The 23,304-nt window shown below is 73.5% G+C and carries 17 protein-coding genes; 11 read left to right on the top strand and 6 right to left on the bottom strand.

What is annotated here, in order from left to right:
- The first annotated feature begins 317 nt into the window (after positions 1-317).
- Complete coding sequence (locus tag ACFC1F_RS06940) at positions 318-2,999, top strand: glycosyl hydrolase (RefSeq protein WP_376156261.1); 2,682 nt, start codon at positions 318-320, stop codon at positions 2,997-2,999.
- 330 nt (positions 3,000-3,329) lie between these two features.
- Here ACFC1F_RS06940 and ACFC1F_RS06935 read toward each other — a convergent pair whose 3' ends face one another.
- Positions 3,330-4,304, bottom strand: coding sequence for a helix-turn-helix transcriptional regulator (locus tag ACFC1F_RS06935; protein WP_376156192.1), 975 nt, complete (start codon positions 4,302-4,304; stop codon positions 3,330-3,332).
- A 94-nt stretch (positions 4,305-4,398) separates the two neighbouring features.
- On the opposite strand from ACFC1F_RS06935, the gene ACFC1F_RS06930 reads away from it, so the two are divergent.
- Entirely contained in the window at positions 4,399-4,800 is a 402-nt protein-coding gene (locus ACFC1F_RS06930) for a RidA family protein (RefSeq protein WP_376156190.1), read from the top strand.
- Between the two features lie 329 nt (positions 4,801-5,129).
- Positions 5,130-5,378: a hypothetical protein gene (locus ACFC1F_RS06925; RefSeq protein WP_148646576.1), complete on the top strand. Its 249-nt coding sequence runs from the start codon at positions 5,130-5,132 to the stop codon at positions 5,376-5,378.
- Positions 5,379-5,464: 86 nt separating this feature from the next.
- Here ACFC1F_RS06925 and ACFC1F_RS06920 read toward each other — a convergent pair whose 3' ends face one another.
- Positions 5,465-7,714, bottom strand: a complete 2,250-nt coding sequence (locus tag ACFC1F_RS06920) for a M48 family metalloprotease (RefSeq protein WP_376156188.1) — start codon at positions 7,712-7,714, stop codon at positions 5,465-5,467.
- Entirely contained in the window at positions 7,711-8,208 is a 498-nt protein-coding gene (locus ACFC1F_RS06915) for a hypothetical protein (RefSeq protein ID WP_376156187.1), read from the bottom strand. The genes ACFC1F_RS06920 and ACFC1F_RS06915 overlap by 4 nt, the downstream gene beginning before the upstream one ends.
- Before the next feature lie 283 nt (positions 8,209-8,491).
- Here ACFC1F_RS06915 and ACFC1F_RS06910 point away from each other — a divergent pair, with 283 nt between their 5' ends.
- Together ACFC1F_RS06910 and ACFC1F_RS06905 are read left to right on the top strand one after the other, a co-directional pair.
- Positions 8,492-8,860, top strand: coding sequence for a hypothetical protein (locus ACFC1F_RS06910; protein ID WP_376156185.1), 369 nt, complete (start codon positions 8,492-8,494; stop codon positions 8,858-8,860).
- A gap of 265 nt (positions 8,861-9,125) precedes the next feature.
- On the top strand, positions 9,126-9,599 hold the full coding sequence (locus tag ACFC1F_RS06905; RefSeq protein WP_209410376.1) for a hypothetical protein: 474 nt from the start codon (positions 9,126-9,128) through the stop codon (positions 9,597-9,599).
- A gap of 40 nt (positions 9,600-9,639) precedes the next feature.
- Here ACFC1F_RS06905 and ACFC1F_RS06900 read toward each other — a convergent pair whose 3' ends face one another.
- Entirely contained in the window at positions 9,640-11,058 is a 1,419-nt protein-coding gene (locus ACFC1F_RS06900) for a BTAD domain-containing putative transcriptional regulator (RefSeq protein ID WP_376156183.1), read from the bottom strand.
- 132 nt (positions 11,059-11,190) lie between these two features.
- On the opposite strand from ACFC1F_RS06900, the gene ACFC1F_RS06895 reads away from it, so the two are divergent.
- From ACFC1F_RS06895 to ACFC1F_RS06885, 3 genes are all read left to right on the top strand, one after another.
- Positions 11,191-14,187, top strand: coding sequence for a BTAD domain-containing putative transcriptional regulator (locus ACFC1F_RS06895; protein ID WP_376156182.1), 2,997 nt, complete (start codon positions 11,191-11,193; stop codon positions 14,185-14,187).
- A gap of 300 nt (positions 14,188-14,487) precedes the next feature.
- Positions 14,488-15,360 (top strand): BTAD domain-containing putative transcriptional regulator, encoded by an 873-nt coding sequence (locus ACFC1F_RS06890; protein ID WP_376156180.1) that lies wholly within the window; start codon positions 14,488-14,490, stop codon positions 15,358-15,360.
- A 112-nt stretch (positions 15,361-15,472) separates the two neighbouring features.
- On the top strand, positions 15,473-15,934 hold the full coding sequence (locus tag ACFC1F_RS06885; protein WP_376156178.1) for a hypothetical protein: 462 nt from the start codon (positions 15,473-15,475) through the stop codon (positions 15,932-15,934).
- A gap of 225 nt (positions 15,935-16,159) precedes the next feature.
- Here ACFC1F_RS06885 and ACFC1F_RS06880 read toward each other — a convergent pair whose 3' ends face one another.
- The gene (locus ACFC1F_RS06880) at positions 16,160-17,251 is read right to left on the bottom strand and encodes a vWA domain-containing protein (protein WP_209410381.1); all 1,092 of its coding nucleotides are present in this window, start codon (positions 17,249-17,251) and stop codon (positions 16,160-16,162) included.
- 317 nt (positions 17,252-17,568) lie between these two features.
- Here ACFC1F_RS06880 and ACFC1F_RS06875 point away from each other — a divergent pair, with 317 nt between their 5' ends.
- The 3 genes from ACFC1F_RS06875 to ACFC1F_RS06865 all read left to right on the top strand — a co-directional run bounded on the left by ACFC1F_RS06875 (position 17,569) and on the right by ACFC1F_RS06865 (position 21,499).
- Positions 17,569-17,757 carry a hypothetical protein gene (locus ACFC1F_RS06875; protein ID WP_376156176.1) on the top strand — a complete coding sequence of 63 codons (189 nt, stop codon included), beginning with the start codon at positions 17,569-17,571 and terminating at the stop codon, positions 17,755-17,757.
- A 104-nt stretch (positions 17,758-17,861) separates the two neighbouring features.
- On the top strand, positions 17,862-18,686 hold the full coding sequence (locus ACFC1F_RS06870) for a xanthine dehydrogenase family protein subunit M (RefSeq protein ID WP_209410383.1): 825 nt from the start codon (positions 17,862-17,864) through the stop codon (positions 18,684-18,686).
- Positions 18,683-21,499: a molybdopterin-dependent oxidoreductase gene (locus ACFC1F_RS06865; RefSeq protein WP_376156175.1), complete on the top strand. Its 2,817-nt coding sequence runs from the start codon at positions 18,683-18,685 to the stop codon at positions 21,497-21,499. Before ACFC1F_RS06870 ends, ACFC1F_RS06865 begins: the two co-directional genes overlap by 4 nt.
- A 113-nt stretch (positions 21,500-21,612) precedes the next feature.
- On the opposite strand, the gene ACFC1F_RS06860 is transcribed toward ACFC1F_RS06865, so the two are convergent.
- Positions 21,613-22,956: an FAD-dependent oxidoreductase gene (locus tag ACFC1F_RS06860; RefSeq protein WP_376156174.1), complete on the bottom strand. Its 1,344-nt coding sequence runs from the start codon at positions 22,954-22,956 to the stop codon at positions 21,613-21,615.
- Positions 22,957-23,304: the final 348 nt, after the last annotated feature.

Genomic DNA, 23,304 nt, shown 5'->3' with positions numbered 1-23,304 from the left:
TTTTTTTTTTAACCTCCGATTGGGGGCCCCGGGGGGGGGGGGGGGGGGGCCCATACGTTTTTTCGGTCTGGCGGGTGGGGGGGGGGTGGGGGGCGGGGGGCGCCCCCCCCCCCACCCCCGCGTCCCGGCCCGACACGGGCTCTCCCCAACTGGTGCTGTGGGGAGGATCTTTAACCACCCATTACGCGCAGCCCACTTCCCGCGGTGCCATGACAGGCGTCAGGCTTCACTCTGCTTCGCCGGGGCGCGCGACCGCGCGTGACCGGCCCTATGGGGAGGACCGCATCGTGCCCAAGAGGCAACGACGACGGCTGCTGATGTCCGCCGTCACGCTCACCGCGTTCGGACTGACCGCCACGCAGGCCCTGGCCGCACCCGCGCCGGCGGCGCCCGGCGCCAAGCCGGTGCCCGTCCAGCGCCTGACCGAGGCCGGCCAGAAGCACGCCCAGAAGATCCGGGACAAGGCCGCCGCCGGCCAGGCGTTCACCGCCAAGCCCAAGGCCGAGGGCGGCGGCGAGGACGAGGGCGACGAGGCCGAGAACTCCGCCGAAGGCACCGCGCAGTACACCGAGGCGCGCACCGCCCCCGGCGTCGTCGCGCCCGGCGCGTACGGCGCCGCCTGGGCGCAGCTCCAGTCGATGCCGCACACCGCCGGATCCTGGGACCACGTCACCGAGAAGCCGTACAACTCGGACGATCCGCGCTACCGCGACGTCAACTCCAACTCCAGCGGCGGCTCGGGGATGGTGACGGGCCGGATCACCGGCATCGCGGCCGACAAGGACGGTTACGTCTACGCGGGCGGGGCCAACGGAGGGGTGTTCCGCTCCCGCACCGGCGGTGGCCACTGGGAGCCGATCGCCGACAGGCTGCCCACGCTGTCCACCGGCACCCTGGACCTCGACGCGGGCGGCCGGCTCTGGTATGCCACCGGTGAGTCCAACACCGGTGCCACCTCGTACGTCGGTACCGGCGTGTACGTGCTCTCCGACCCCAGGCACGGTGAGTTCCAGCCGGGCAACCGGGTGGGCGGCGCCGAGCTGGAGTCGACCATCATCCACGCACTGCGGTTCGGCGGCGGCAAGGTGTGGGCGGCCACCAGCCGGGGGGTCTGGAGCCACTCCGCCACCACGCTGTCGGGCCCGTGGACGCTGGAGTTCGCGCCCAACCCGGAGTACCTGCCGGGTGGTTCGAAGGCCGGGGACCCGGCCGCGCCGTACAAGAACATCGCCAACGACGTTGCGATCGACCCCAAGGACCCGGACAAGGTCGTCCTGGCGGTGGGCTGGCGCAGCGGCGACACCTACAACGGCTTCTACAGCAAGGCCGCGGACGGCACCTGGCAGCGCGTCGGCCCCTTCGGCGACCTGCCGACGGATGCGGCGAACGTCGGCAACGTGACCTTCGCGCGCTCGGCGGACGGCTCGCGCTACTACGCGATCGACCAGTCCCCGGCGGTCATGGCGAGCGACCCGGACACCGGACTCAAGGGCATCTACGTCTCCAAGTCCGGTTCGCCGTTCGGCCCGTGGACCCAGATCGCGGACAAGGACAAGCTGAAGAACTCCGGCTCCGCGCTGCAGGACGCCGGCTATCAGCCCGGCATCCAGGCCTGGTACAACCAGTTCCTCCAGGTCGACCCGGCCAACCCTGACCATGTCTACGCGGGCCTGGAGGAGGTCTTCGAGACCACCGACAGCGGCACCACGTGGGCCACCGTCGGGCCGTACTGGAACAACGGCTTCCCGTGCTGGAGCATCGACCCGGCCAAGCAGACCGGCGACTGCTCGCCGACCACCCACTCCGACCAGCACGCCGTCGCCTTCGGCGGCTTCCAGGGCAAGGCCACCGTCTACGTCGGCAACGACGGCGGCATCTACCGGCGTCCGACCAACGGGCAGTTGGACGCGTACGGGCACGCCAAGGACTGGACGCCGCTCAACGACGGCACCATCGACACCCTGCAGTACTACTCGGTCGGCGTCGGAAAGGACCCGGCGGACCGCTCGGGCCGGGGCGTGATCGTCAGCGGCGGCCTGCAGGACAACGGCCAGTCGATCCTGCGCGCCCACGACAAGGTGATGGGCTCCAACTTCGGCGGCGACGGCGCGGACACCCTCGTCGACCCGGCCAACGGCTGCAACATCGCCGAGGAGTACGTCTACCTCGACATGTGGGTCACCCAGAACTGCGCGGTCAACGACGGCAGTTGGACGAAGGACCCGAGCAAGGCCACCTCCTACGAGGTCGCCCCGCCGGACAAGGACACCGGCGCGGCTCGCTTCATCGCCCCGATCACCAGCGACCCGAAGGACGGCAACACCTGGATCGCCGGCGGCCGGCACGTCTGGGTGCAGCACAAGGGCTACGCGATCCGCAGCGGCAGCGAGTGGACCTCCGCCTACGACCTCGGTGACGGCCACGTCGCCACCGCCGTCGCGACGGTCGGCGGCACGGTGTACGCCGGCTGGTGCGGGCCCTGCAACAACGTCGGCTTCAGCCGCGGCATCGCCGTGGGCAAGACCGACGGCACCGGCTGGCACCAGCTCGACCTGCCCGTCGACGGCACCCTGCCGAACCGGTACATCTCCTCCTTCGCGGTGGACGAGAAGGACGCCCGGCACGTCCTGGTCGCCTTCAACGGCTTCTCGCGGACCTGGACCGAGGGCCCCGGCGCGGGCGTCGGCCACCTCTTCGAGACCCGTGACGGCGGCGCCACCTGGACCGACATCTCGGCCAACCTGCCCGACGTCCCCGCAACCTCGGTCAAGATCCTCCCCAACGACGGCCTGGCGGTGGGCACCGACCTCGCCGCCTTCTACCGCGCCCCCGGCACCGGCGACTGGCGGATCCTCGGCCGCAACCTGCCCACCACCTCGGTTCAGCAGCTGAAGACCGGCCCCGACGGCAAGCTCTACGCCGCCACCTTCGGTCGCGGCATCTGGTCCTTCGACCTGCGCCGCCTCGGCCACGGCCGCTACGACGAGACGGACGACTGATCCGCTGGTCGCGGTGACCACCCCGCTGCCCGGCCCGCTGCCCGGCCCGCTGCCCGGCCCGCTCGCCGCGACCGAGCCGGGCAGCGTCGTCGGAGCCGGTTGGGCTGGGGGAGGGGAAGACCGGATGCACCGACAGGCCGGCGGACGGCACGCCGTCGGCCTGTCGGCTGGCGAGTGGGGAGGCGGAGCGCTGTGGGCCGGTCGCTGCGCAACCGGGTGGTCTCCCCCTGGGCCTTCGGCGCCGCCTTGATCAACTGGAGGTCGAGGCGGCCATGGCGGCTGGATCCGGGGTTCTTGACGGGCAGTTGGCGGGGTGTCGGCCCCCCGGCCTCAGGATGACACCTCGTAGCAGGTCGCGATCGCGGTGGCGCGGTTGTGCAGGGAGTCCCGCAGCCACTGCGGGGCCAGGGCCTCCGCGCTCGTGGCGAGCTGCCACAGCGCCCATTCGGCGTGTCGCGCGTCCTGGAAGGTCACCTCCAGCCGCAGCCGGCCGTCCGGGTCGGCCTCCTCGGCGAGGACGGCCAGCGCGGTGCCCACCAGGTCCTCCCGCCGCGCCTGGTCCACCCGTACCAGCACGGTGACCTGGTCGCCGCCGGTCCGGAACCGCCTGCTGCGTTCCTGCCAGGCCCGGTCCAGGTCGACCCGTTCCGGTCGCTGTGCCGGTTCGTCGAGTTCCTCGGCGGCCAGGATGCGGGACAGCCGGTAGGTGCGGTCCGCGCCGCACCTCGTGGCCAGCAGGTAGCCCTGGTCGCGCACGGTGACCAGGCCGATCGGGTCCACCGTGCGCCACTGCGGGGGCTGGTCGACGGCCGCGTAGTGGATGCGCAGCCTGCGCCCGGCGAACACCGCGCGCAGGACCGCGGCCACGATGGCGTCGGGCACCTCCTCGACGACCAGCCGACGCGAGAGGAGGTCGGTCTCCGGGTCGATGAGCAGTCGCTGAGCCGCGCCGGCCGCGGTGTCCCGATAGCCGGCGGGCAGCGCGTCAACCACCTTGAGCATCGCCGAGGCGAGCGCCGAACCGAGGCCGAACGCCTGTGCGCCGCGCCGCGATCCGGCGACCAGCAGAGCAAGGGCCTCGTCGTGGTTCAGTCCGGTGAGCTCGGTCCGGAAACCGGGCAGCAACGCGAAACCGCCGTGCCGGCCGCGTTCGGCGTAGACCGGGACACCGGCTGCGGACAGCGCGTCGATGTCGCGCAGCACGGTGCGGGTGGACACCTCCAGTTCGCGGGCCAGCGTGGCCGCGGACAGCCGGCCGTGCTGCCGCAGCAGCAGTACCAGGGAGACCAACCGATCGGCGCGCACGCGAAAACGCTACCGGAATACACGACACCACGATGTCGTGAATCGTTGCGAGGCTTCAGCACAACAGGCCCATCGCACACGAGAGGTGACCCGCATGGCACACGCCATCGTCAATCCGGACGGCTTGCACGACCCGGTCCCGTTCGGCTACAGCCACACCGCCACCGTCCCCGCAGGTACGGAACTCGTGCTTGTCGCGGGCCAGTACGGATCGGGCCCGGACGGCGCCGTCGTCTCCACCGACTTCGCCGAGCAGGTGAAGCAGGCGTTCCGCAACGTCGGCGTCGCTCTTGCCGCCCACGGGCTCGACCTCAGCCACGTCGTGCAGCTCAGGACGTACGTGGTGGACCATGACGTCAGCAAGCTCGGACCGATCGCCGGGGCCGTGCAGGAGGGTTGGGGTACGAAGCCGCCCACGCAGACGCTCATCGGTGTCGCGAGCCTGGCCGCGCCTGACGTGCTGTTCGAGGTGGAGGCCGTCGCCGCCCGGCGCTGACGTCGCCGCCCGGCGCTGCCCGGCGCTGCCCGGCGCTGCAGCGCCGGGGTGGCGCGGCAAGGTGAACGGGCGTCATCGGACGCGAAGCTCCGGAGCGGCGCGTCGCTCTGGCGAGAACCCGTCCCGTAGGCGAGCGCACGCGGCTCGCCTACGGGCGTCGGCGGCGAAGGGGTTGGCGCCCTGTCCGAGTCAGGCAGGTCGCGGTGGTCGACTGTTTCCTGCCAAATTGGTCTCTACCATTGCCTCGAATCGGGGATTCCGGAAGGCTCGCAGCCGAACGCCGGGACGCGGACTCCGGCGTGCTCGCCCAAGGGGAGGAAGACAGCGACATGGCACTGCGCAAAGCGGTTTCCACCATGGCCCTGGCCGGACTGCTGACGGTTGCGGGCGGCCTGATGGCCGCCCCCGCCGCCCAGGCGTCCACCACGAGGACGACCGGATACACCTACATCGGCATGTACCCGAGCGGCGCCGCGTGCGACGCCGCCGGCCGGGCCTACGTGACCCGCGGGGAGGCGGTCACCTACTTCTGTGACGTCGCCCCGAACACCGCCCGCCTCTCCGTCCTGTTCTACTGACCGGCCGGATGGACGCCGGGTGGCCCTGCCCGGCGTCACCCCGGCGCTCACCTGGGCGTCCACGCCGAGACCGTCGGCCTGGAACGTCAAGGGCGCAGGTCGGGGCGGTGGGGAAGGAGCGGAGCCGGTGCCGGCTGGCGGGAGGCACGTGCTCGCCACCGGCCGAGACCTGCCGCCGCCGCGATGGTGAAGGGCAGGCAGACCTTGTAGAGCGCCACGCCGGTCAAGATCTCGGCGGCACCGGGCGCGCTCGCGCAGAGCTCGATGGAGGCCGTGCAGTTCACGAACCTGGCGCCCAGCGTCCCGGCCACGAGCACCACGGCCAGTGCGGTGATCTGACCGAGCGCGGCGTGCGCCACCCGGAGCTCGGGCGCCCGCAGCCCGGCGCCGATGCCTGCGATCACCTGCGCCAGTGCCGCGCAGAGGTAGACGGCGCCGCCACCCGCGGCGGCACCGTCCTCGGTGCCGTTCACCGCCATGACCTGGAGCACCGCGGCGAGCGCCGACGCCGACAACCCGACGAGCAAGCCGAAGCCGACCGCCGCGGCGGGTTCGGCGGCGGGCAGGCTCGGCTGCCGGTGGGGCGCGGCCACGTCGAGCACCACAGGCGCCCGGTGCGAACCCCGTCTGACGAACAGTCGTCCAAGGGCCGGGGTGACCACCGGAGTCAGCGCGAGCCCGAGGACGAGCAACACCATCCGGACCGAGGCCAGATCGGTGACGACGGTCATGACGACGGTGGCCAGCAGGACCACCACCGCTGAGGCGCCGGGCAGGATCAGGGCTTCGATGAAGCTGGCCCATATGGGCACTTGCAGAACGATCTTCAGCCATATGGTGACCACCACGCTGCCTGCCGCGGCGCCGACCGCGAACGTCGCCAACGGTCGCCGGCTCGCGGCGCCGACCGGCAGCCAGGTCCTGGCGATCAGGGCGAGCCACCGGACCACCAGCCAGCCACTGAGCGCGACCAGCACCATCCAGAGCACGACAACCGCGGAGACCGGCCCGCGCAGCGCCACGTCGGCGTCCGCGCTCTGCCGCCTCGACGTGGTGAAGCCGAGGACGAGGCCGCACGCGAGGCCCCATCCGACGGCTGCGGACCGCATCGGCAGGCCGTCGACGAAGGTTCGTACGGCGTCCCGCCACAGGCTCGCGCTGAGGCCGGTGGCGAGAAGTACTCCGCTCAGGGCTGCTGCGACCGGGGTCGCGGTGGAGATGCCGAGCAGGCCGACGCTGAGTGCGATGAGCGCGTCGTAGGCGAGCGTGACGGCCAGGCCCATCCCCAGGGCCTCCCAGAACCCCGTCCGGACCAGTACGCGTGAGTCCTCCACGGCTGCCAGTCGCGCCTGCACCGGGGGGTGTACGGCGAGCAGCTGCCGGAGCCGGCCGCCCGGCGGCCGGCTCACAGGCCGTCTGAACACCTGGGCCAGTTCGGCCCGGCCGGTCTCGCTCCCGGCGGCCCGCGCGTCCGCGTGCAGTTCGCGGCTGCGGAGCACGGCGTTGCGGGTGAAGGGGATCAGCGCCCCCAGCAGCAGCAGTTGCCCGAGCTCCTGCGTGGCTCTCGCCCGGTCGATCCCCCCGGCCGGCCCGAGAGCGAGGACGAACACCAGCATCGGGATGAGCGGCAGCAGTACGGTCGCCGCGAACACCCGCCACACGGCAACCGTGACGAAGGTGATGTCCAGGTCGCGGTTGCGCAGGTGCGCAAGTTCGTGTCGGACGACACTGCGAAAGGCCTGCGGGTCACGGGAGAACAGCGCGAGCATGCCGCCGCTGAGCACGATGTACCGTCGGCCCGGGCGGCCGAAGGCGAGGCCGGAGGCCGTCGGGTCGAGGGCGTCCACCAGGTAGTGGACGTGTTCCCCGACCCCGGCCAGGCGGCGCAGTTCGTCCAGGCAGGCGCCCAGGCCGGCCAGCCGCGCGTCGGGGAGCGGCCGCAGGTGGCGGCGGCGGATCCGCCAGAGCGGTGTCCACCAGTAGCAGGCCAGCACCAGCAGCCAGAACACCGCCAGGGCCGCGAGACCGGCCCAGGGGGAGAACCCGTCGGGGGAGTGCGGGCAGCTCTCCAGCTGCCAACGGTCCGAGTCGAAGATGCCGGAGCCCGAGGAGCCGGCGCGTTGCGCGGCCTCGGCGGCCTGACGGCGGGTGCAGTCGTCGGTCGCGGTCGACTGCCCGTCCTCCCCACCGAGCCCGAGCAGGTGGCCCGTCAGCAGCGGGCCGAAGTCGGTCACGGCGGCGGACGCCGAGACGATGAGCAGGGCGAACCGGGAGACCGTGCCGGAGGGCACGGCGAACGGGTTGGGACGCGGGTGGGGGCCGGGCCCTGCCGTCATTGTTGCTCGTCGTGCGCCTCGGACCGGGTGACGATGCCGCCGACGATGGCGTCGGCGATCAGCGCCGCCGAAGCGTCCGGCACCTGCGCGTCCTTGGCGCGACGGTAGGCCAGTTCGCGCAGCTCGGCGATCTGGTCCGCCGACAGCCGTGGCAGCGGTACACCGGCCGGCGCGGCGGCGGCGGTGGAGCGGCGCCTGAACCACCCCCGGGTCCGACGAGCCGCACCCTGGACCAAGCGCTCGGAGTAGTACTGGCTGAGTTGCTTGAGGACGTCGACGGTGACGGTCAGGGCGGCTGTGCTGATCAGGACCAGCGCGGCGTCGCCGCCGAAGCCGAGTGGCTCGTCCTTCCTGGCGGTGCGACGGGCGCGCTCCGAGCCGGCGAGGAAACCGGCGGCCGTGAGCTCGAAGAAGGGGAGTTCGTCGGCTGCGGTCCGGGCGACGGCGGAGCGTGCCAGCGATGCGACGAGCTCGTGATCGTCTTCCCAGTCCATGGCACCCCAGTTCGACGAATCTCCACGGCCCGCCCAGTATGCCGAATGGATCGGGAGGCCGAGAAGGTTTCTGACAACACGTCAATTGGAGTGCGTACCACCGGCCGACACCGAAACGTCAGGCCCGGGCGTCGTCCTCCGTCCCGCCCCGCGCGCCCTCCGCGTACCGCCGGGTCGGGGCCCGGACCGTGCCCCGTGACGGTGTTGTCGGCGGAGCGGACGGCACGGCGACCTCGTCACGGGGAACGGGGCAGCGCGGGGGTGCGGTGCGATGATGTCCGGCATGACGGACTCGGGCACCGCCGGTGACGGCGTGATTCTGGACGACCTGTTGCGCGACGCCGCTGCCGACGCGGCCGGAGCGTTGTGGCGGCTGACCGGTGAACAGCGCCAGCTCGATGCCAATGTGGTGCGACTGCGGCCGGACGCCACCGTCCCCGAGCACGTCGAGCCCGATCTGGACGTCCTGGCCGTGGGACTCGCCGGCGAGGGGACGCTGCGCTGCTCAGGCGCCGACCACGACCTGCGGTCCGGTGCCGTGCTCCTGCTGCCGCGCGGCGCGGTGCGCGGCGTCTCGGCCGGCCCGGACGGCGTCGTCTACCTGACGGTGCACCGCCGCCGCCCAGGCATGACCGTCCGTACGCGCCCCTGATCAGGGGGCTCTGCCCGGCCGCGCGGGTCGCGGACGCGCGGGCCCCGAGGGTGACGGACCTCCCGGACGCCACCACCTCGTGGAGCGCCTCCGTCCTCTCGTCGACCGGAGTGCCCTCCCGGTCCGCCGACGGCGTCCGGCGCCCCGTCGTCCGTCCGATTGACGGAGGCGTTCATCGTTTGTCTACCGCGCTCGCCCATGATCGGTCGCACAGGGCGCCCCGTACGTTCACGGGCGCGAGACCACGAGAGAGGTACACGGGGACATGAAGGCGACGAAGGTGCTGCGGCACATGGCCATCGGCATGGCGACCGGCGCGCTGGCGCTGGCCGGAACGCTGGCGGGGGCGGGGAGCGCGCAGGCGGCGTACAACCCGACCACCCACACCATCTGGGACGACGAGCCGCTCTACCCGGGCTGGCACGTCGACTCGTACACCACCCAGCTGGTCATGCAGTCCGACGGCAACCTGGTCATCTACCAGAACGGCAAGGGTGCGGTCTGGGCCAGCTACACCGTCGGCTGCGGCTACAAGGCCGTCATGCAGACCGACGGGAACCTCGTCGTCTACGCCGCCGACGGTCACCCCTGCTGGAACCTCGGCACGTACGGGCACCCGCACGCCAAGCTGACGGTCAACGACGCGGGCAGCGTCGTCGTCTACTGGGACGGCGACAGCGGCCGGACCCCCCACTCCAACACGCCCACCTCCGTGGCCCTGTCGTCCGACCTGTACTAGCCACGGGCGCGCCCCCGCGCCGCGTTCCGGCCGGCCGGGGTCATCCGCGGGCGAGCCACCCGACCAGGTCGGCCACCGACCACTGCGGCCGGGCCGCGAGGCGGGTGGCCGCCGTGCGCAGCAGGACGGGCAGGTGGCCGCAGAGGCCGGCCACCTCGGCCACCGCGGCGGGATCCTGACGGATCCGGTCGCCGCCCGCGATCCGGGCCAGCAGCTCGTAGGCGTCGTGCGGCTCCAGCGGTCCCACCACCAGCCGCACGGCGTCCGCGGGCAGCGTCCCCGGCTCCGGTCCGGCCACCGCCGCCGCGCAGCCCGGGACCCCGGGCAGCAGCGGCGCGGGGTCGGGCACGCCGTCGAGCACGACCAGCACCCGCCGCCCGGTGAGCGCGGCCCGGTAGCGCGCGGACAGCTCGTCCGGGCCGGCGCCCTCCGCCGGCCACTCCCCGAGCGCCCGCAGGAACCCCGCCAGCGCCGGGCCGGGTTCGTCGCCGCTCGCGTACAACTGCCCGTCCGGGAAAGCATCCTGGACGACGTGGGCCACGTGCACCGCCAGTGCCGACGTGCCGCTGCCCGCCGGGCCCGACAGGCCCAGGACCGGCGCGCCGTCGCCCCGCAGTACCCGCTCCGCCTCCCGCACCAGCGCCGCCCGCCCGACCAGGTCGGGGATGTCCGGCGGCAGTTGGCACGGCCGCGGCAGCCGCCGCGCCGGCACCGGCGCCTCCCCGCGACGGATCCGGCCGGCCAGCTCGACGAGCGCGGGCGCCGGTTCCAGCCCCAGCTCGCGGTCCAGCCGCTCGCACAGAGCCCCGTAGGCCGCCAGCGCCTCAGCCGTGCGGCCGCAGCGATGCAGTGCCAGCAGGTGCAGCCGCTGCACCTCCTCGTCGTGCAGGTGACCGGCCGCCAACGCGTCCAGCGCGGGCAGTGCCTCGGCGTGCCGTCCGAGCGCCAGGTCCAGGTCGTGCAGCGCCTTCACCGCCGCGAACCGCCCCGCCGCCAGCCGCCCCCGGGCGCGCTCGGCGAAGACGCCCGGCACGCCGTCCAGCGCGCAGCGCCCCTCCCACGCCCCGAGCGCCTCCGCCAGCCGGGCGCGTGCCCGCACCGGGTCCCGCTGACGCAGCGCGCTCGCCTGCGCCACTCCGTCCTCGTAGCGGAAGAGGTCGACGGTGCCGCGCTCCACCCCCAGCCGGTAGCCGCCCGCCGCCGCCACCAGCAGCCCCGGCTCGCCCAGGGCGCGGCGCAGCCGGTGCGCGTGGGTGCCGATCTGGCCCGCCGGGTCCTTCGGCCAGCGGGCGTCGTCCTCGCCCCACAGCCCCTCGACCAGCCGTTCCGTGGGCACCAGTTGGCCCGGGGCGAGCAGCAGGGCGGCGAGCACGGCCCGCTGCTGCGGCCTGCCGAGATCGAGCTCACGGCCGTCGCGCCGGGCCCGCAGCGACCCCAGCACCCGGAAATCGAACCCCATGCCCCCACCCCCGAAGCCATGAGCCGTCGGTGCACAATCTGTGCGAAGCATAGGTGACCGGGGTATGGGGGCGTCACTGGCCGTACACACATGGCGGGATCCCGGCGCCGGACGACTCTTGAGGGACGGTAGATGGCTGACATGGGGGGCTCCGGGCTGCGGTTCGGACTGCTGGGACCGGTGCGTGCCTGGTACGGGGAACGGGAGCTGGAGCTGGGCCGGCCCCAGCAGCGGGCCGTGCTCGCCGTCCTGCTGGACGCCGGCGGGCGGACGGTCGCGACCTCGGTCCTGGTCGAGGGCGTGTGGGGCGGCGCCGAGCCGGCCGACCCGCGCAAGGCCGTCCAGCTGGCCGTCTCCCGGTTGCGCGCCGCGTTCCGGCCGTACGCGGGGGACGATCCTCGGCGGATGCCCCTGGCACGGGTCGGCGACGGTTACGCCCTGCGGGTGCCGGAGGCCGAGGTGGACGCGGCCGCCTGGGAGGCGCTGCTGGCCGAGGCCGAACGGCTGCGGGAGGCCGACGCGCCGCCGCAGGAGGTGCGGGAGGTGCTGCGGAGCGCCCAGCGGCTGTGGACCGGCGAACCGCTGGCGGGACTGCCCGGGCCGCACGCCGAGGCGGTCCGGGCCCGCCTGGCCGAGCAGCGGATCTCGGCCAAGGAGGCGCAGCTCGGGCTGGACGCCGAACTCGGCGACCGCACCGACCTGACGGCGGAGGCCGCCGCGCTGGCCCTGGAGCACCCGGGCCGCCCCCGGCTCACCGCCGTCCTGATGCGCGCCCTCTACCAGGCGGGCCGCAAGACCGAGGCGCTCGCGGTGTACGAGGACGCCCGTGCCGCACTCCCGCCCGGTCCTCCTGGCCCGCCCGGCCCGCCCGGTCCGCCCGGCCTTCCTGGCCTTCCCGGCCTTCCCGGCGAGGACGGCCCGGCGGCGTTGCAGCTGCGCATCCTGCGCGAGGACCCCGCCCTGCTGCCCACGGCTGCCGCCACCGGCGCCGACGCCGCCGATCCGGCCGCCGACAGCTGGCAGGTGCCCGACCAACTCCCCTCCGGAATCGCCGACTTCACCGGGCGATCGGAGGAGGCCGAGGTCCTCGCCGACCGCCTCGCCGCCGCCGGCGGGCGGGCCGTCGTGGTCTCCGCCCTGGACGGCATGGGCGGCGTCGGCAAGACCACCCTCGCCGTCCACGTGGCCCGCCGGATGCGCGGCCGCTTCCCCGACGGGCAGCTCTTCGCCGACCTGCGCGGCGCCGACGACGCCCCGCCCGACCCGGGCACCGTGCTCGCCGGCTTCCTCCGCGCCCTCGGCGTGGCACCCGCCGAGATCCCGCCGGACACCCGGGAGCGCAGCGCCCTCTACCGCTCGTCGCTCGCCGGGCGGCGGGTCCTGGTCGTCCTCGACAACGCCGCCACCCCCGGCCACGTCGAACCGCTGCTGCCCGGCTCGGCGGGCTGCGCCGTCCTCATCACCAGCCGCCACCGGCTCGGCGGCCTCGCCGGCGCGCACCACATGCGGCTGGACACCCTGCCGCCCGGGCAGGCGCTCGAACTGCTCACCCGCATCGTCGGAGCCGAGCGCACCGCCGCCGAACCCGAGGCCGCCGAGGAGATCGTCCGGGCCTGCGGGCTGCTGCCGCTCGCCGTCCGCATCGTCGCCTCCCGGCTCGCCGCCGACCCCTCGCTCACCCTGGCGGCCCTCGCCGAAGGGCTGCGCCGGGAACACCGGCTGGCCGAACTCAGCGACGGCGAACGGACCGTGGAGGCCAGCTTCGCCCTCTCGTACCACCGCCTCGACGCCGAACTCGCCCGTGCCTTCCGGCTGCTGGCCCTGTCCGACGCCCCCGACGTCCCGCTGGCCTGCGCCGCCGCGCTGCTCGACCGCCCCGAGGCCGAGACCGGCGAGCTGCTCGAAACCCTCGTCGACCTCAACCTCCTGCACTCCCCGCGCTTCGACCGCTACGGCTTCCACGACCTCGTCCGCGCCTACGCCCGCGGCCGGCTCGCCGCCGAGGACGGCGCCGCCGAACGCACCGCCGCCGCCGGCCGGCTCACCGACTTCTGCCTCGCCACCGCCCGCAACGCCGACCGCGCCGCCCGCAAGGCCGACCCGGTCGAGCTCAGCCTGCTCGGCGTGACCGTCCACTCCCCGGGGCGGGACTTCGCCGACGGCGCCGAGGCGGTCCGCTGGACGCGCGAACAGGCCGAGGTGCACGCCGCCGCCATCGCCCTGAGCTGCGCCGACCCGGCGCTGCCGCTCGACCGCGCCGCCGAACTCGCCGACCGGATGGGCGCGGTCCTCGCCGAGCGCACCCAGACCACGGTCATCGCCGACCTCGCCGAGCGGCTGGCCCGGGAGGCCGCCGCGCGCGGTGACCACGGCGCACTCGCCCTCGCCCGGTACCTGCGCGGCGCCATGCTCTGGCACGTCAACCGCTACGCCGAGTCGGAGGAGGAGATCCGCCGGGCCGTCGAGCTCTGCACGTCCGAGGCGACCGAGCGGGTGCTCGCCAAGTCCCTGCTCACCCTCGGCGGCAACGCCCGCATCCACGGCCGCTACGCCGAGGCCGCCGAGCACGCCGGCCGCGCCGCGCACCTGTTCCGCCGACTCGGCGCCGAACGCTCCGAAGGCAGCGCGCTCGGCGAGTTCGCGTTCAGCTGCGCCCACACCGGCCGGCTCACCGAGGCCCGGGAGGCGGCCGAGCGCTGCGCCCGGCTGATGAGCGGCTCCGGACCGGTCTCCGCCGCGACCGGCCGCTACTACCTCGCCAGGGTGCTACGGCTGTGCGGCGACCCGGAGGAGGCGCTCGCCCATGCCGCCGGTGCGCGCGAGGAGTTCGCCGCCCTCCAGGTCACCGTGTTCGAGGCCGCGGCCGGCGACCTCGCCGCCCGCATCCACGCCGAGGCCGGCCGCTGGCTGCTCGCCCTCGACGCCGCCGAGGCGGTCCTCCCGCTCGCCCGCCGCACCAGCGCCGCCCTGGAGGCCGCTCTGCTGCGCACGCTCGGCACCGCGCTCACCGGTCTCGGCCGCCCGCGCCAGGCCCGGGCCTGCCTGGCGGAGGGACTGGAGGTGTACGGGCGACTGGGCCTCGACGAGGAGGCGGCGCAGGTCAGAGAGCTGCTGGCGGCCCTGGAGTAGGGCGCCGGGGGCGGGCGGGGGCGGGGGCGCTGGCGGGGGTGAGTGCGAGGGCGTACGCCCGGCGCGCGGCAGGGTGTGGGCAGGACATGCCGAAGGACGCGACGACGGCCCCGACCCCGCCGCCGCGCCCGTCCATCGCTTGTCCACCGGGCGTCCATAGCGTGGCGTCCAGAGGGGCCGACCGGCGCGGTACCAGGCCGGTCGGCCCCGACGGAGGACGGGGGAACCGGCGTCGCCCACCCGGGCGGCGCGCACACGGTCCAGCCTCCGACGTTCGACACGACGGGAGAACACGAAGTCATGCTGGACACCTTGATGACGGGTCGGCCGGTCTCGGCGGACCCCTGGTCCGTCCCGACGCCGCCGCGGGCGCCGTCCCTGCCGCCCGCGGGCTCCGCCGAACACCGGGACGGCCCGAGGTTCTCCGTCCTCGGCCCGCTCACCGCCTGGAACGGGGACGCCGAGGCGGATCTCGGCCAGCCCCAGCAGCGGGCGCTGCTGGCCGCCCTGCTGATGCAGGAGGGGTCCTACATCGCCACCGGCCGGCTGGTGGACGCCATCTGGGGGGACGGCGCACCGGTCACGGCGGAGACCATCGTCCGCACGTACGTCTACCGGTTGCGCCGGGCGCTGACCTCGCCGGGCGGCGAGCCGCGTTCCGTCATCGGCTCGGTGACCGGGGGATACGTCCTCAGGCTCCCGTCGGCGGCGCTGGACCTCGGCGCCTTCCGCCGGTCGCTGGAACTCGCCCGCACGGCCAGGGAATCGGGCGACCGGGCCGCCGAGGTCCGGCACCTGCGCGAAGGGCTCGGCCTGTGGCGGGACACGATGCCGCTGGGCGGCGTGCCGGGCGAGCACGCCGAGCGCTACCGCACCCACCTGAGCGACCTGCGGCTCTCGGCCCTGGTCATGCGCCTCGCCGCCGAACTGGCCCTCGGCAGGCTCGATCCGGCGGTGGCCGAGCTGTCCGGCCTGGTCGCCGAGCACCCGCTGGACGAGCGCCTCCGCGCGCTCTTCATGACCGGCCTGCACCAGAGCGGCCGGCGCGCGGAGGCGCTGTCCACCTACCACGAGGCCCGGGCGGTCCTGCGGGACAGGCTCGGGATCGACCCGGGCGGACACCTGCGGCGGGCCCACGCGGAGGTCCTGCGCGACGATCCGGTGCCGCGGTGAGCGAGCTGCTGCGCAGGGGTCCCGGTGAGCGCCCCCGGCCGGGGAACCGGGGCCCTGCCGCGCCCGGAGGCCCGCCTGACCTCGGGTGATCGCCGCCCGCTACTCTGCCGCGGTGACAGAGATACTGATGAACCGTTATCGCCCCGCCCTGGAGCGGCTGCTGGAGCCCGGCGAGCAGTTGCTCGACGTCGCGACGGTGGTACCCGTGGCGGGCGCCAAGGGCGTCGGGCACGGTGTGGGCGCAAAGGTCGGCAACGCGCTGGGGCAGCTGGGCGGCGTGTCGGGAGGCACCGGCAGCCTGGCGGACGGCTTCCCCACCACGCAGGGCGGCACGATGGTCAGGCTGCTGGTGGTCACCGACCGCCGGACCGCAGTCGTTGCGACGCTGGACGTCCGCAAGCCCGGCCGGCTGCTGTGGCACGTGCCCCGGAACTTCGTCGCCCGGATCGAGCGCCGCCCGAGGTGGCAGGCGATGGCCCGGTTCCGGCTGCACTTCGTCGACGGCTCGGCGGCCTCGATGTACACCGCGCGGCGCCGCACCATCGAGTCCCTGGCCGACCACCTCGGACGGTGACCGGAGGCTCGTCGGGCGTCCGAGCCCTGCCGAGGCCGGATGTACTCCCTCGGAGGGGGTGCCCCGGGCGGCGTGGCACGGATGCCGCCGGTGGGCCGGAGCCGAGCCGGCGGGGCCCCGGTGCCGAGGCGTGTGCCCGGATGGTGGTGGCGCGCCCGGGCAGGGGCTCGGCCGGAGCGCGGACCCCGGTTACAGCGCGGACCCCGGTTGCAGCGCGGATCCCGGTTACAGGAGGACGAGCAGCTTGGTGTCCGGCACCAGCTTCCGGTTGACGGAGGTCGACTGGACGAACACGGTGTACGACGGGTTGTCGCCCGGCTTCACGGTGGCCTCCGACTTCGGCAGGCCGAGGAGCTGGCGGGCGGCCGGGCCCGAGAACACCCTGCCGGTCATCCGGCCGGTGGCCGGGTCCTTCTCGGCCACGGCGAGCTGCTTGTTGCCCTGGATCTTCTCGCGCTTGGACAGCTCGTAGAAGGCGCAGCCGGTCTTGTACGGGTGGCCGGCGCTGGTGACGAATTCGCGGATCGGCAGCTGCTGGTCGACCGGGATCAGGATGTACTTGCCGGCGTCCAGGGCGTCGAGGTTGGCCTTCACCTCGGTGGCGCTGAGGTCCTGGCCCATGGTGAACAGGTTCCTGGTGCCGCGCACGCCCTGTTCGCGGCCCCGGAGGAAGCTCGTCGCGGCCGTCTTGACGGTGCCGATGGCCTCCTCGACGCCCTTGCTGGAGTCCGCGTCCCAGATCGCGATGTTGCCCGCGGGGAAGCCGTACTCCTGGGCGGTGCGCTTGGCCAGGGAGTTCGGGACGAGGATCGCCGAGGTCCAGTGGTCGGGGAGGTCGTCCATGGCGCCCTGGATGCGGTCCATCCACGTGCGCAGCACGGTGCTGCCCTTGCGGGAGGCCATGCGGGTGTGCATCTGGCCGGTCTCGGAGTAGCCGGAGGCGTTCTCCTCGCCGTCGGTGACGACGACCTGGAGGAAGGAGTGCTCCCCGTACCCCTCCCAGATGTTCTTGAGGTCGTCGATGGACTTCACGGCCGACTCGATCAGCGCCGTGGCGCCGTTGTCGACCCCGTAGAGGCCCCGCAGGGACGGCAGGTGCTTGACGTCCATGTCCCAGACCAGGTTCTGCACCTGGTGGTCGAAGGCGTAGAGGCTGATGCGGGTCTCGTGGCCGAGTCGGTCGGACTCCTCCTGGAGGCCCTTCACGAACTCGTCCACCACGCGGACGAGCTGGGCCTCGTGCTGGCGCATCGAGCCGGACTTGTCGACCACGAGCGAGACGTGGTTGACCTTGTGCTTGATCCTGTTCGAAGACATGGTTCCACCCTTTTCCAGCGCTTTTTCGACGCCGTTTCCGACGCCTTTTCCGGCGCCCCCTCCAACGATGTCTCCACACTACGGTGAGGCACTGACAGTCCGTCCGACCTGCGGATTCATGGGTGCCGACCGCCGCCGACCGCCCATTTGGCAAGACGACGGGTGCTGACGGACGGACAGTCGGCGGTGCGGGTCGGACAGCGCCTTCTCCTTGGTTTCTCCGGGGAGCGGGAATTTGCGAAGGGCGCCGGAATTCCGATTACCGCGCGCTCGGAACGACACCCCCCGCCGGACGGTTCTTCGACGCCTTCCGGGAGGTGGACGTCGACGGCCTGCGGGAGCTGCTCGCGGCCGACGTCCAGCTCGTCGCGGACGGTGGCGGCAAGGCGCCGCAGTGGGCCGGCGGCCTCCACGGCTCGGACCGGGTGGCCGGGGTGCCCGCCGCCGTCCGAGGGCGGTGCGGGCCCGGCGCCGTCGCGGACGGGCCGGGCGCCCGCCCTGGCTGATCCTCCAGTCCGGGCGGGGAGGAGTGGTGCCCGAACCCACTCGTCCCCGCCTGCGGGCGTTGCTTCAATCGCCGTACTGAACGGTCTCGGGACGGTGGTTGCAGGTGGACCTGAACACGGTGGTGGAGATGCGCGACGCGCGGCGTCGCGGCACATGGCGGCCCGGGGACGCCTGGCTCGGCGGCGGGACGTACCTGTTCTCGGAGCCGCAGCCGCACATCCGCCGGCTGATCGACCTGAGCCGGATGGGCTGGGAGCCGGTCCGGATGACCGCGAACGGCGATCTGGAGATCGCCGCGACCTGCACCATCGCCCAGCTCTCCCGCTTCGCCCAGGGGGCGGACTGGCCGGCGGCACCCCTGTTCGAGCAGTGCTGCCGGGCCTTCCTGGCCTCCTGGAAGATCTGGAACATGGCGACGGTCGGCGGCAACCTGTGCAACGGGCTGCCGGCCGGGCCGATGATCTCGCTGACCGCCGCCCTCGACGGCGTCTGCCTGCTGCTCGCGCAGAGCGGGGAGGTGCGCGAGGTGCCGGTGAAGGACTTCGTGGTCGGCGCCGGCGTGAAGGACCTGCGGCCCGGTGAGCTGCTGCGTTCGATCACCGTGCCCGCCCGGGCGCTGGCGAGCCGCACCGCCTTCCGGCAGGCCTCGCTGTACGGGCTGGGCCGCTCCGGGGCGCTGCTGATCGGAGCCCGCGACCCGATCGACGGCGAACTGGCGCTCACGGTGACCGCCTCGACGGTGCGGCCGGTCCAGCTGCGCTTCGCCGTGCCGCCGAACGCCGAGGCGGTGCGGGAGGCGGTCACCCACGGGGTGCGGCCCGAGGAGTACTTCGACGACATCCACGGACTCCCGGCCTGGCGGCGGCACATGACGTACCGCTTCGCCGAGGAGATCCGCCGCGAGCTGGTCGAGGAGGCCGGGCGATGAGCTTCTCCATCCGCGTCAACGACGAGGACTTCGACGCCGAACCGAGGGCCGGGCAGTGCCTGCGCACCTACCTGCGCGAGCGCGGCTGGTTCGGGGTGAAGAAGGGCTGCGACGCCGGCGACTGCGGCGCCTGCACCGTCCAGGTCGACGGCGAGCCGGTGCACAGCTGCCTCTACCCGGCTTTGCGCGCCGAGGGGCGCTCGGTCACCACCGTCGAGGGCCTGGCGAAGGACGGCGAACTGCACCCGATGCAGCAGAGGTTCCTCGACGCCCAGGGCTTCCAGTGCGGCTTCTGCACGGCCGGCATGCTGATGACCACCTCCGCCGCCGCCTTCGACGAGGACAAACTCGCGGACCTGCCCAGGGGGTTGAAGGGCAACCTGTGCCGCTGCACCGGCTACCGGGCGATCGAGGACGCGATCCGCGGGGTCCGGCACACCGAGCGGCCGTGTGCCGGGCAGGCCGTCGGCCGCAGCCTCGGCGCGCCGGCCGGGCCGCAGGTGGTCACCGGCACCGCCCGTTACACCTTCGACCTCGACGTCGCGGGGCTGTTGCACATGAAGCTGCTGCGCTCGCCGCACCCGCACGCCCGGATCGTCTCGATCGACACCTCGGCGGCGCTGCGGGTGCCCGGGGTGGTCGCCGTGTTCACGCACGAGGACGCACCGGACAAGCTCTACTCCTCGGCCCGGCACGAGCACCCCACCGAGGACCCGGACGACACCCGGGTCCTGGACGACGTGGTCCGTTTCGTCGGGCAGCGGGTCGCCGCGGTGGTCGCCGAGAGCGAGGGCGCCGCCGAGGAGGGCTGCCGCAGGATCGTCATCGGGTACGAGGAACTCCCGTACGTCCTCGACCCCGAGGAGGCGATGCTGCCGGGCGCCCCGGTGATCCACCCCAAGGGGCCGGAGAGCCGCATCGCCCGCGCCGGGAACAACGTCTGCGGCGAGGCCCACGGCGAGCTGGGCGACGTCGAACAGGGTTACCGCGAGGCCGACCTGGTCTACGAGGAGACCTTCCGGACCCAGCGGGTGCAGCACGCCAGCCTGGAGACGCACGGTTGCGTCGTCTACTTCGAGGAGATCCCCGACGAGAGCGGGGAGAACGCGGAGAGTGGCGAGAACGGCGAGAACGGGGAGAGCGTTCAAGGGGGAGGGGAGCGGATCGTGGTCCGTTCGTCCACCCAGGTGCCGTTCCTGACCCGGCGCGCCCTCTGCGACCTGTACGACCTGCCGATGGAGAAGGTCCGCGTGGTGGCGGGCCGGGTGGGCGGCGGGTTCGGTGGCAAGCAGGAGATGCTCACCGAGGACATCGCGGTCCTCGCGGCGATGAGGCTGCACCGTCCGGTGAAACTGGAGTTCACCCGCGGCGAGCAGTTCTACGGCGCCACCACCCGGCACCCGTTCGGGATCACCGTGAAGCTCGGCGCCAAGCGGGACGGCACTCTGACGGCCGTGCAGTTCAGGGTGGTCGCCAACACCGGTGCGTACGGCAACCACGGGCCGGCGGTGATGTTCCACAGCGTCGGCGAGTCGATGGGCGTCTACCGCGCTCCGCACAAGAAGGTCGACGCCTACTCCGTCTACACCAACGGCGTGCCCGCCGGCGCCTTCCGCGGCTACGGGCTCGGCCAGGTGACCTTCGCCGTCGAGTCGGCCATGGACGAACTCGCCCGGCGGCTCGGCGTCGACCCGCTGGTGCTGCGCGAGAGGAACGTCATCGGGCCCGGCGAGCACATGGAGGGCCCGCTCGGCGAGGAGGAGGACCTCCACATCGCCAGCTACGGACTCGACCAGTGCCTCGGTGTGGTCCGGGACGCCCTCGCGAACGACACCAGTGCCGAACTCGCCCCCGAGGGCTGGCTGGTGGGCCAGGGGTTCGCCATGGCGGCGATCGCCTGCGGTCCGCCCGGCGGCCACATCGCCGACGCCACGGTGAAGCTGCTGGAGGACGGCACGTACGACATCGCCGTCGGAACCGCGGAGTTCGGCAACGGCACCACCACCGTGCACAAGCAGATCACCGCAGGGGCGCTGGGCACCACCGTCGACCGGATCGCCGTCCGGCAGTCCGACACCGACGTGGTCCGCCACGACACCGGTGCCTTCGGCTCGGCCGGCACGGTGGTCGCGGGCAAGGCGGTGATGAAGGCGGCCAACGCGCTGGCCGAGCAGATCCTCTCCTTCACCGCGGAGTACGCCCGCACCCCGCGGAGCCTGCTGCGGCTCACCGCCGACTCGGTGGAGTGCGACGGCCGGACGGTCGCGCTCAAGGAGGTCTTCGAGGCCGCGCGCGGCAAGGGCGTCGAGCTTTCGGCCGACGGCCACTTCGGCGGCTCGCCGCGCTCGGTCGCCTTCAACTCCCAGTGGTTCCGGATCGCCGTCGACCCGGACACCGGCGAGATCCGCATCCTGCGCAGCGTCCACGGCGCCGACGCCGGCAAGGTGATGAACCCGCTCCAGTGCCGCGGCCAGGTCGAGGGCGGTGTCGCGCAGGCCCTGGGCGCCACCCTGTTCGAGCAGGTCCTCGTCGACGGCCGCGGCGAGGTCACCACCGCGGCCTTCCGCCGCTACCGGCTGCCCGCGTTCGCGGACGTGCCGCGCACCGAGGTGCACTTCTCGGAGACCTCGGACGCCATCGGCCCGCTCGGCGCCAAGTCGATGTCCGAGAGCCCGTTCAACCCGGTGCCGCCCGCCTTCGCCAACGCCCTGCGCGACGCCACCGGCATCCGCTTCACCGAGGCGCCGTTCCTGCGCGACAAGGTCTGGCGGGCCCTCGACGAGCACCGCAGACGTCCGGGCACCGCTCGTTGACGGTGCCCTCGTGGGCGGCGGCCCGACGTCCGGTCCGTCGCCCCGGCCGCCGTCCACAAGGAGTGCCGTCAACGAGCACCGTCAACGAGCGCCGCCGTCGGGGCCGCGCCGCCTCACGGCCGGCCGCGGGTGGTCGTCGCGGTGAGGACCTTCAGTGCGACGGACGGGTGGAAGAGCGTGGCGGGGGAGGCGGTCATGTTGACGACCCGGACGAAACGCGCCCAGACGCCCGCGTCCCTCACGGCGACGCGGAACAGGCGGTCGTTGTACCAGTGTGCGATCCGCGCGCTGAGCGGCTGGTTGGTGGGGTTCCACATCAGGTCGGAGTTGGTGGACAACGTCCACGGCGGGAGCAGGAGCCGGCCCAGCCGCTTCTGGTAGGCCGGGCCGAGACCGTCCAGCCCCTCCCCGGGCCCGCGCTGCGCGAGCATCCCGCGCAGGAGGTCGGCCTCCAGCGCGGCCACCGTCAGGCCCTGGCCGTACACGGGGTTGAAGACGCAGACGGCGTCGCCGAGGGCGATGAGCCGCTCGGGCCAGTTCCTGACGGCGTGGAACTGCCGCCACTGGTTGTCGAGGTTGGTGTAGCGGTGAACGGTCTCCTGGACGGTGCGCCGCCCGATCTGCTCGGCCAGGCGGGGGTTCTTCAGGCCCTTGGCGAAGCCGAGGTAGCCGTCGTCGTCGGTGGGCGGCTCGTCGTCGAAGGCGAAGAGGGAGCACGTCCAGCGGTTGCGCTCGACCGCCAGCAGGACGCCGGCCTGCCGCACCCGGGGGGCGGACAGCATCTGGTAGGCGACGTGGAAGTCGGCGGGGTCGTCCTCGGACCGGTCGAAGTTCATCGACGTGTAGGTGATCTTGGCTTTGACCACCTTCTTCGGCGGCACCGTGACCCCGGACGCGGCCAGCCACGCCTCCAGCTTGCTGGTGCGGCCGGAGGCGTCGACCACCAGGTCCGCGGTGAGGTCTTCGGGCTCGGCTCCCTGCGTGCCGCAGCGCACCCCGGTGACCCGGCCCGACGCGGCCCGCAGGAGCCCGTCGCACCGGGTGGAGGGCAGCAGCCTGACCTCGGGGAGGGCGAGCACCCGGCGCCGGATCCGCCGTTCCAGCTCGTCGCGGGTGAAGGTCTGGATCATGACCCCGGTCCGCTCGCGCGGGGCGAACCCGGTCGGGAGCAGGAAGTCGATCCCCTTCCCGTAGTCGAACACCGGCGCCCCGGCGGCGGAGAGTTCGTCGCGCAGCCCGGGGAACAGCTTCTCCAGGACCTCGCCGCCCTTGGCGAGCATGGCGTGGGCGTGATAGCCCTGCGGCGCGCTCGGGTGGGCTCCGGTGTCGTCGTCGACGGCGTCCCGCTCGACGAGGACGACCTCGCCGAAGAACTCGGCCAGGACGCGCGCGGTCACGAGCCCCGCGTAGCTGCCGCCGATGACGACGGCCCTCCCCGCTGCGTACTTCTTGCCCATGCAACCTCCGCCAACCAGTTCCTGATCCGGGTTCACCCTTGCGGCAGCCGTCCGCGCCACGCCCGGGCGGGCGGTGAGGTTCACCCGATCGAGGTACGGACGGTTGTTCGACGAGCCCGCTGTCACCGGGAGCCCGGCCAGGAGGTGCTCCGCGGGCCCGGCGCAGCCCCGGGTGCCTACCCCGCCGACCGCGCGCCCATACCGGCGGCCGGTCGTCAGGAAGCCGTCAAGGACGTGCGCCGGCGCGTAGGCCGCGCGTCAAGACCGGCGGCGGCCGGGGCGGACCGGGGGTCCACTGGAACGGCGGGTGCGGAGAGACCGCCTCCGCCGATCCGAGGGAGCCGTCCC

Origin of the sequence: Kitasatospora sp. NPDC056181 (assembly GCF_042266225.1) — a bacterium.
In the GTDB taxonomy this organism is placed as follows: Bacteria; Actinomycetota; Actinomycetes; order Streptomycetales; family Streptomycetaceae; genus Kitasatospora.
Note: the sequence above shows the minus strand (reverse complement) of the source record. Positions and strands in the feature narration are given on the sequence as shown.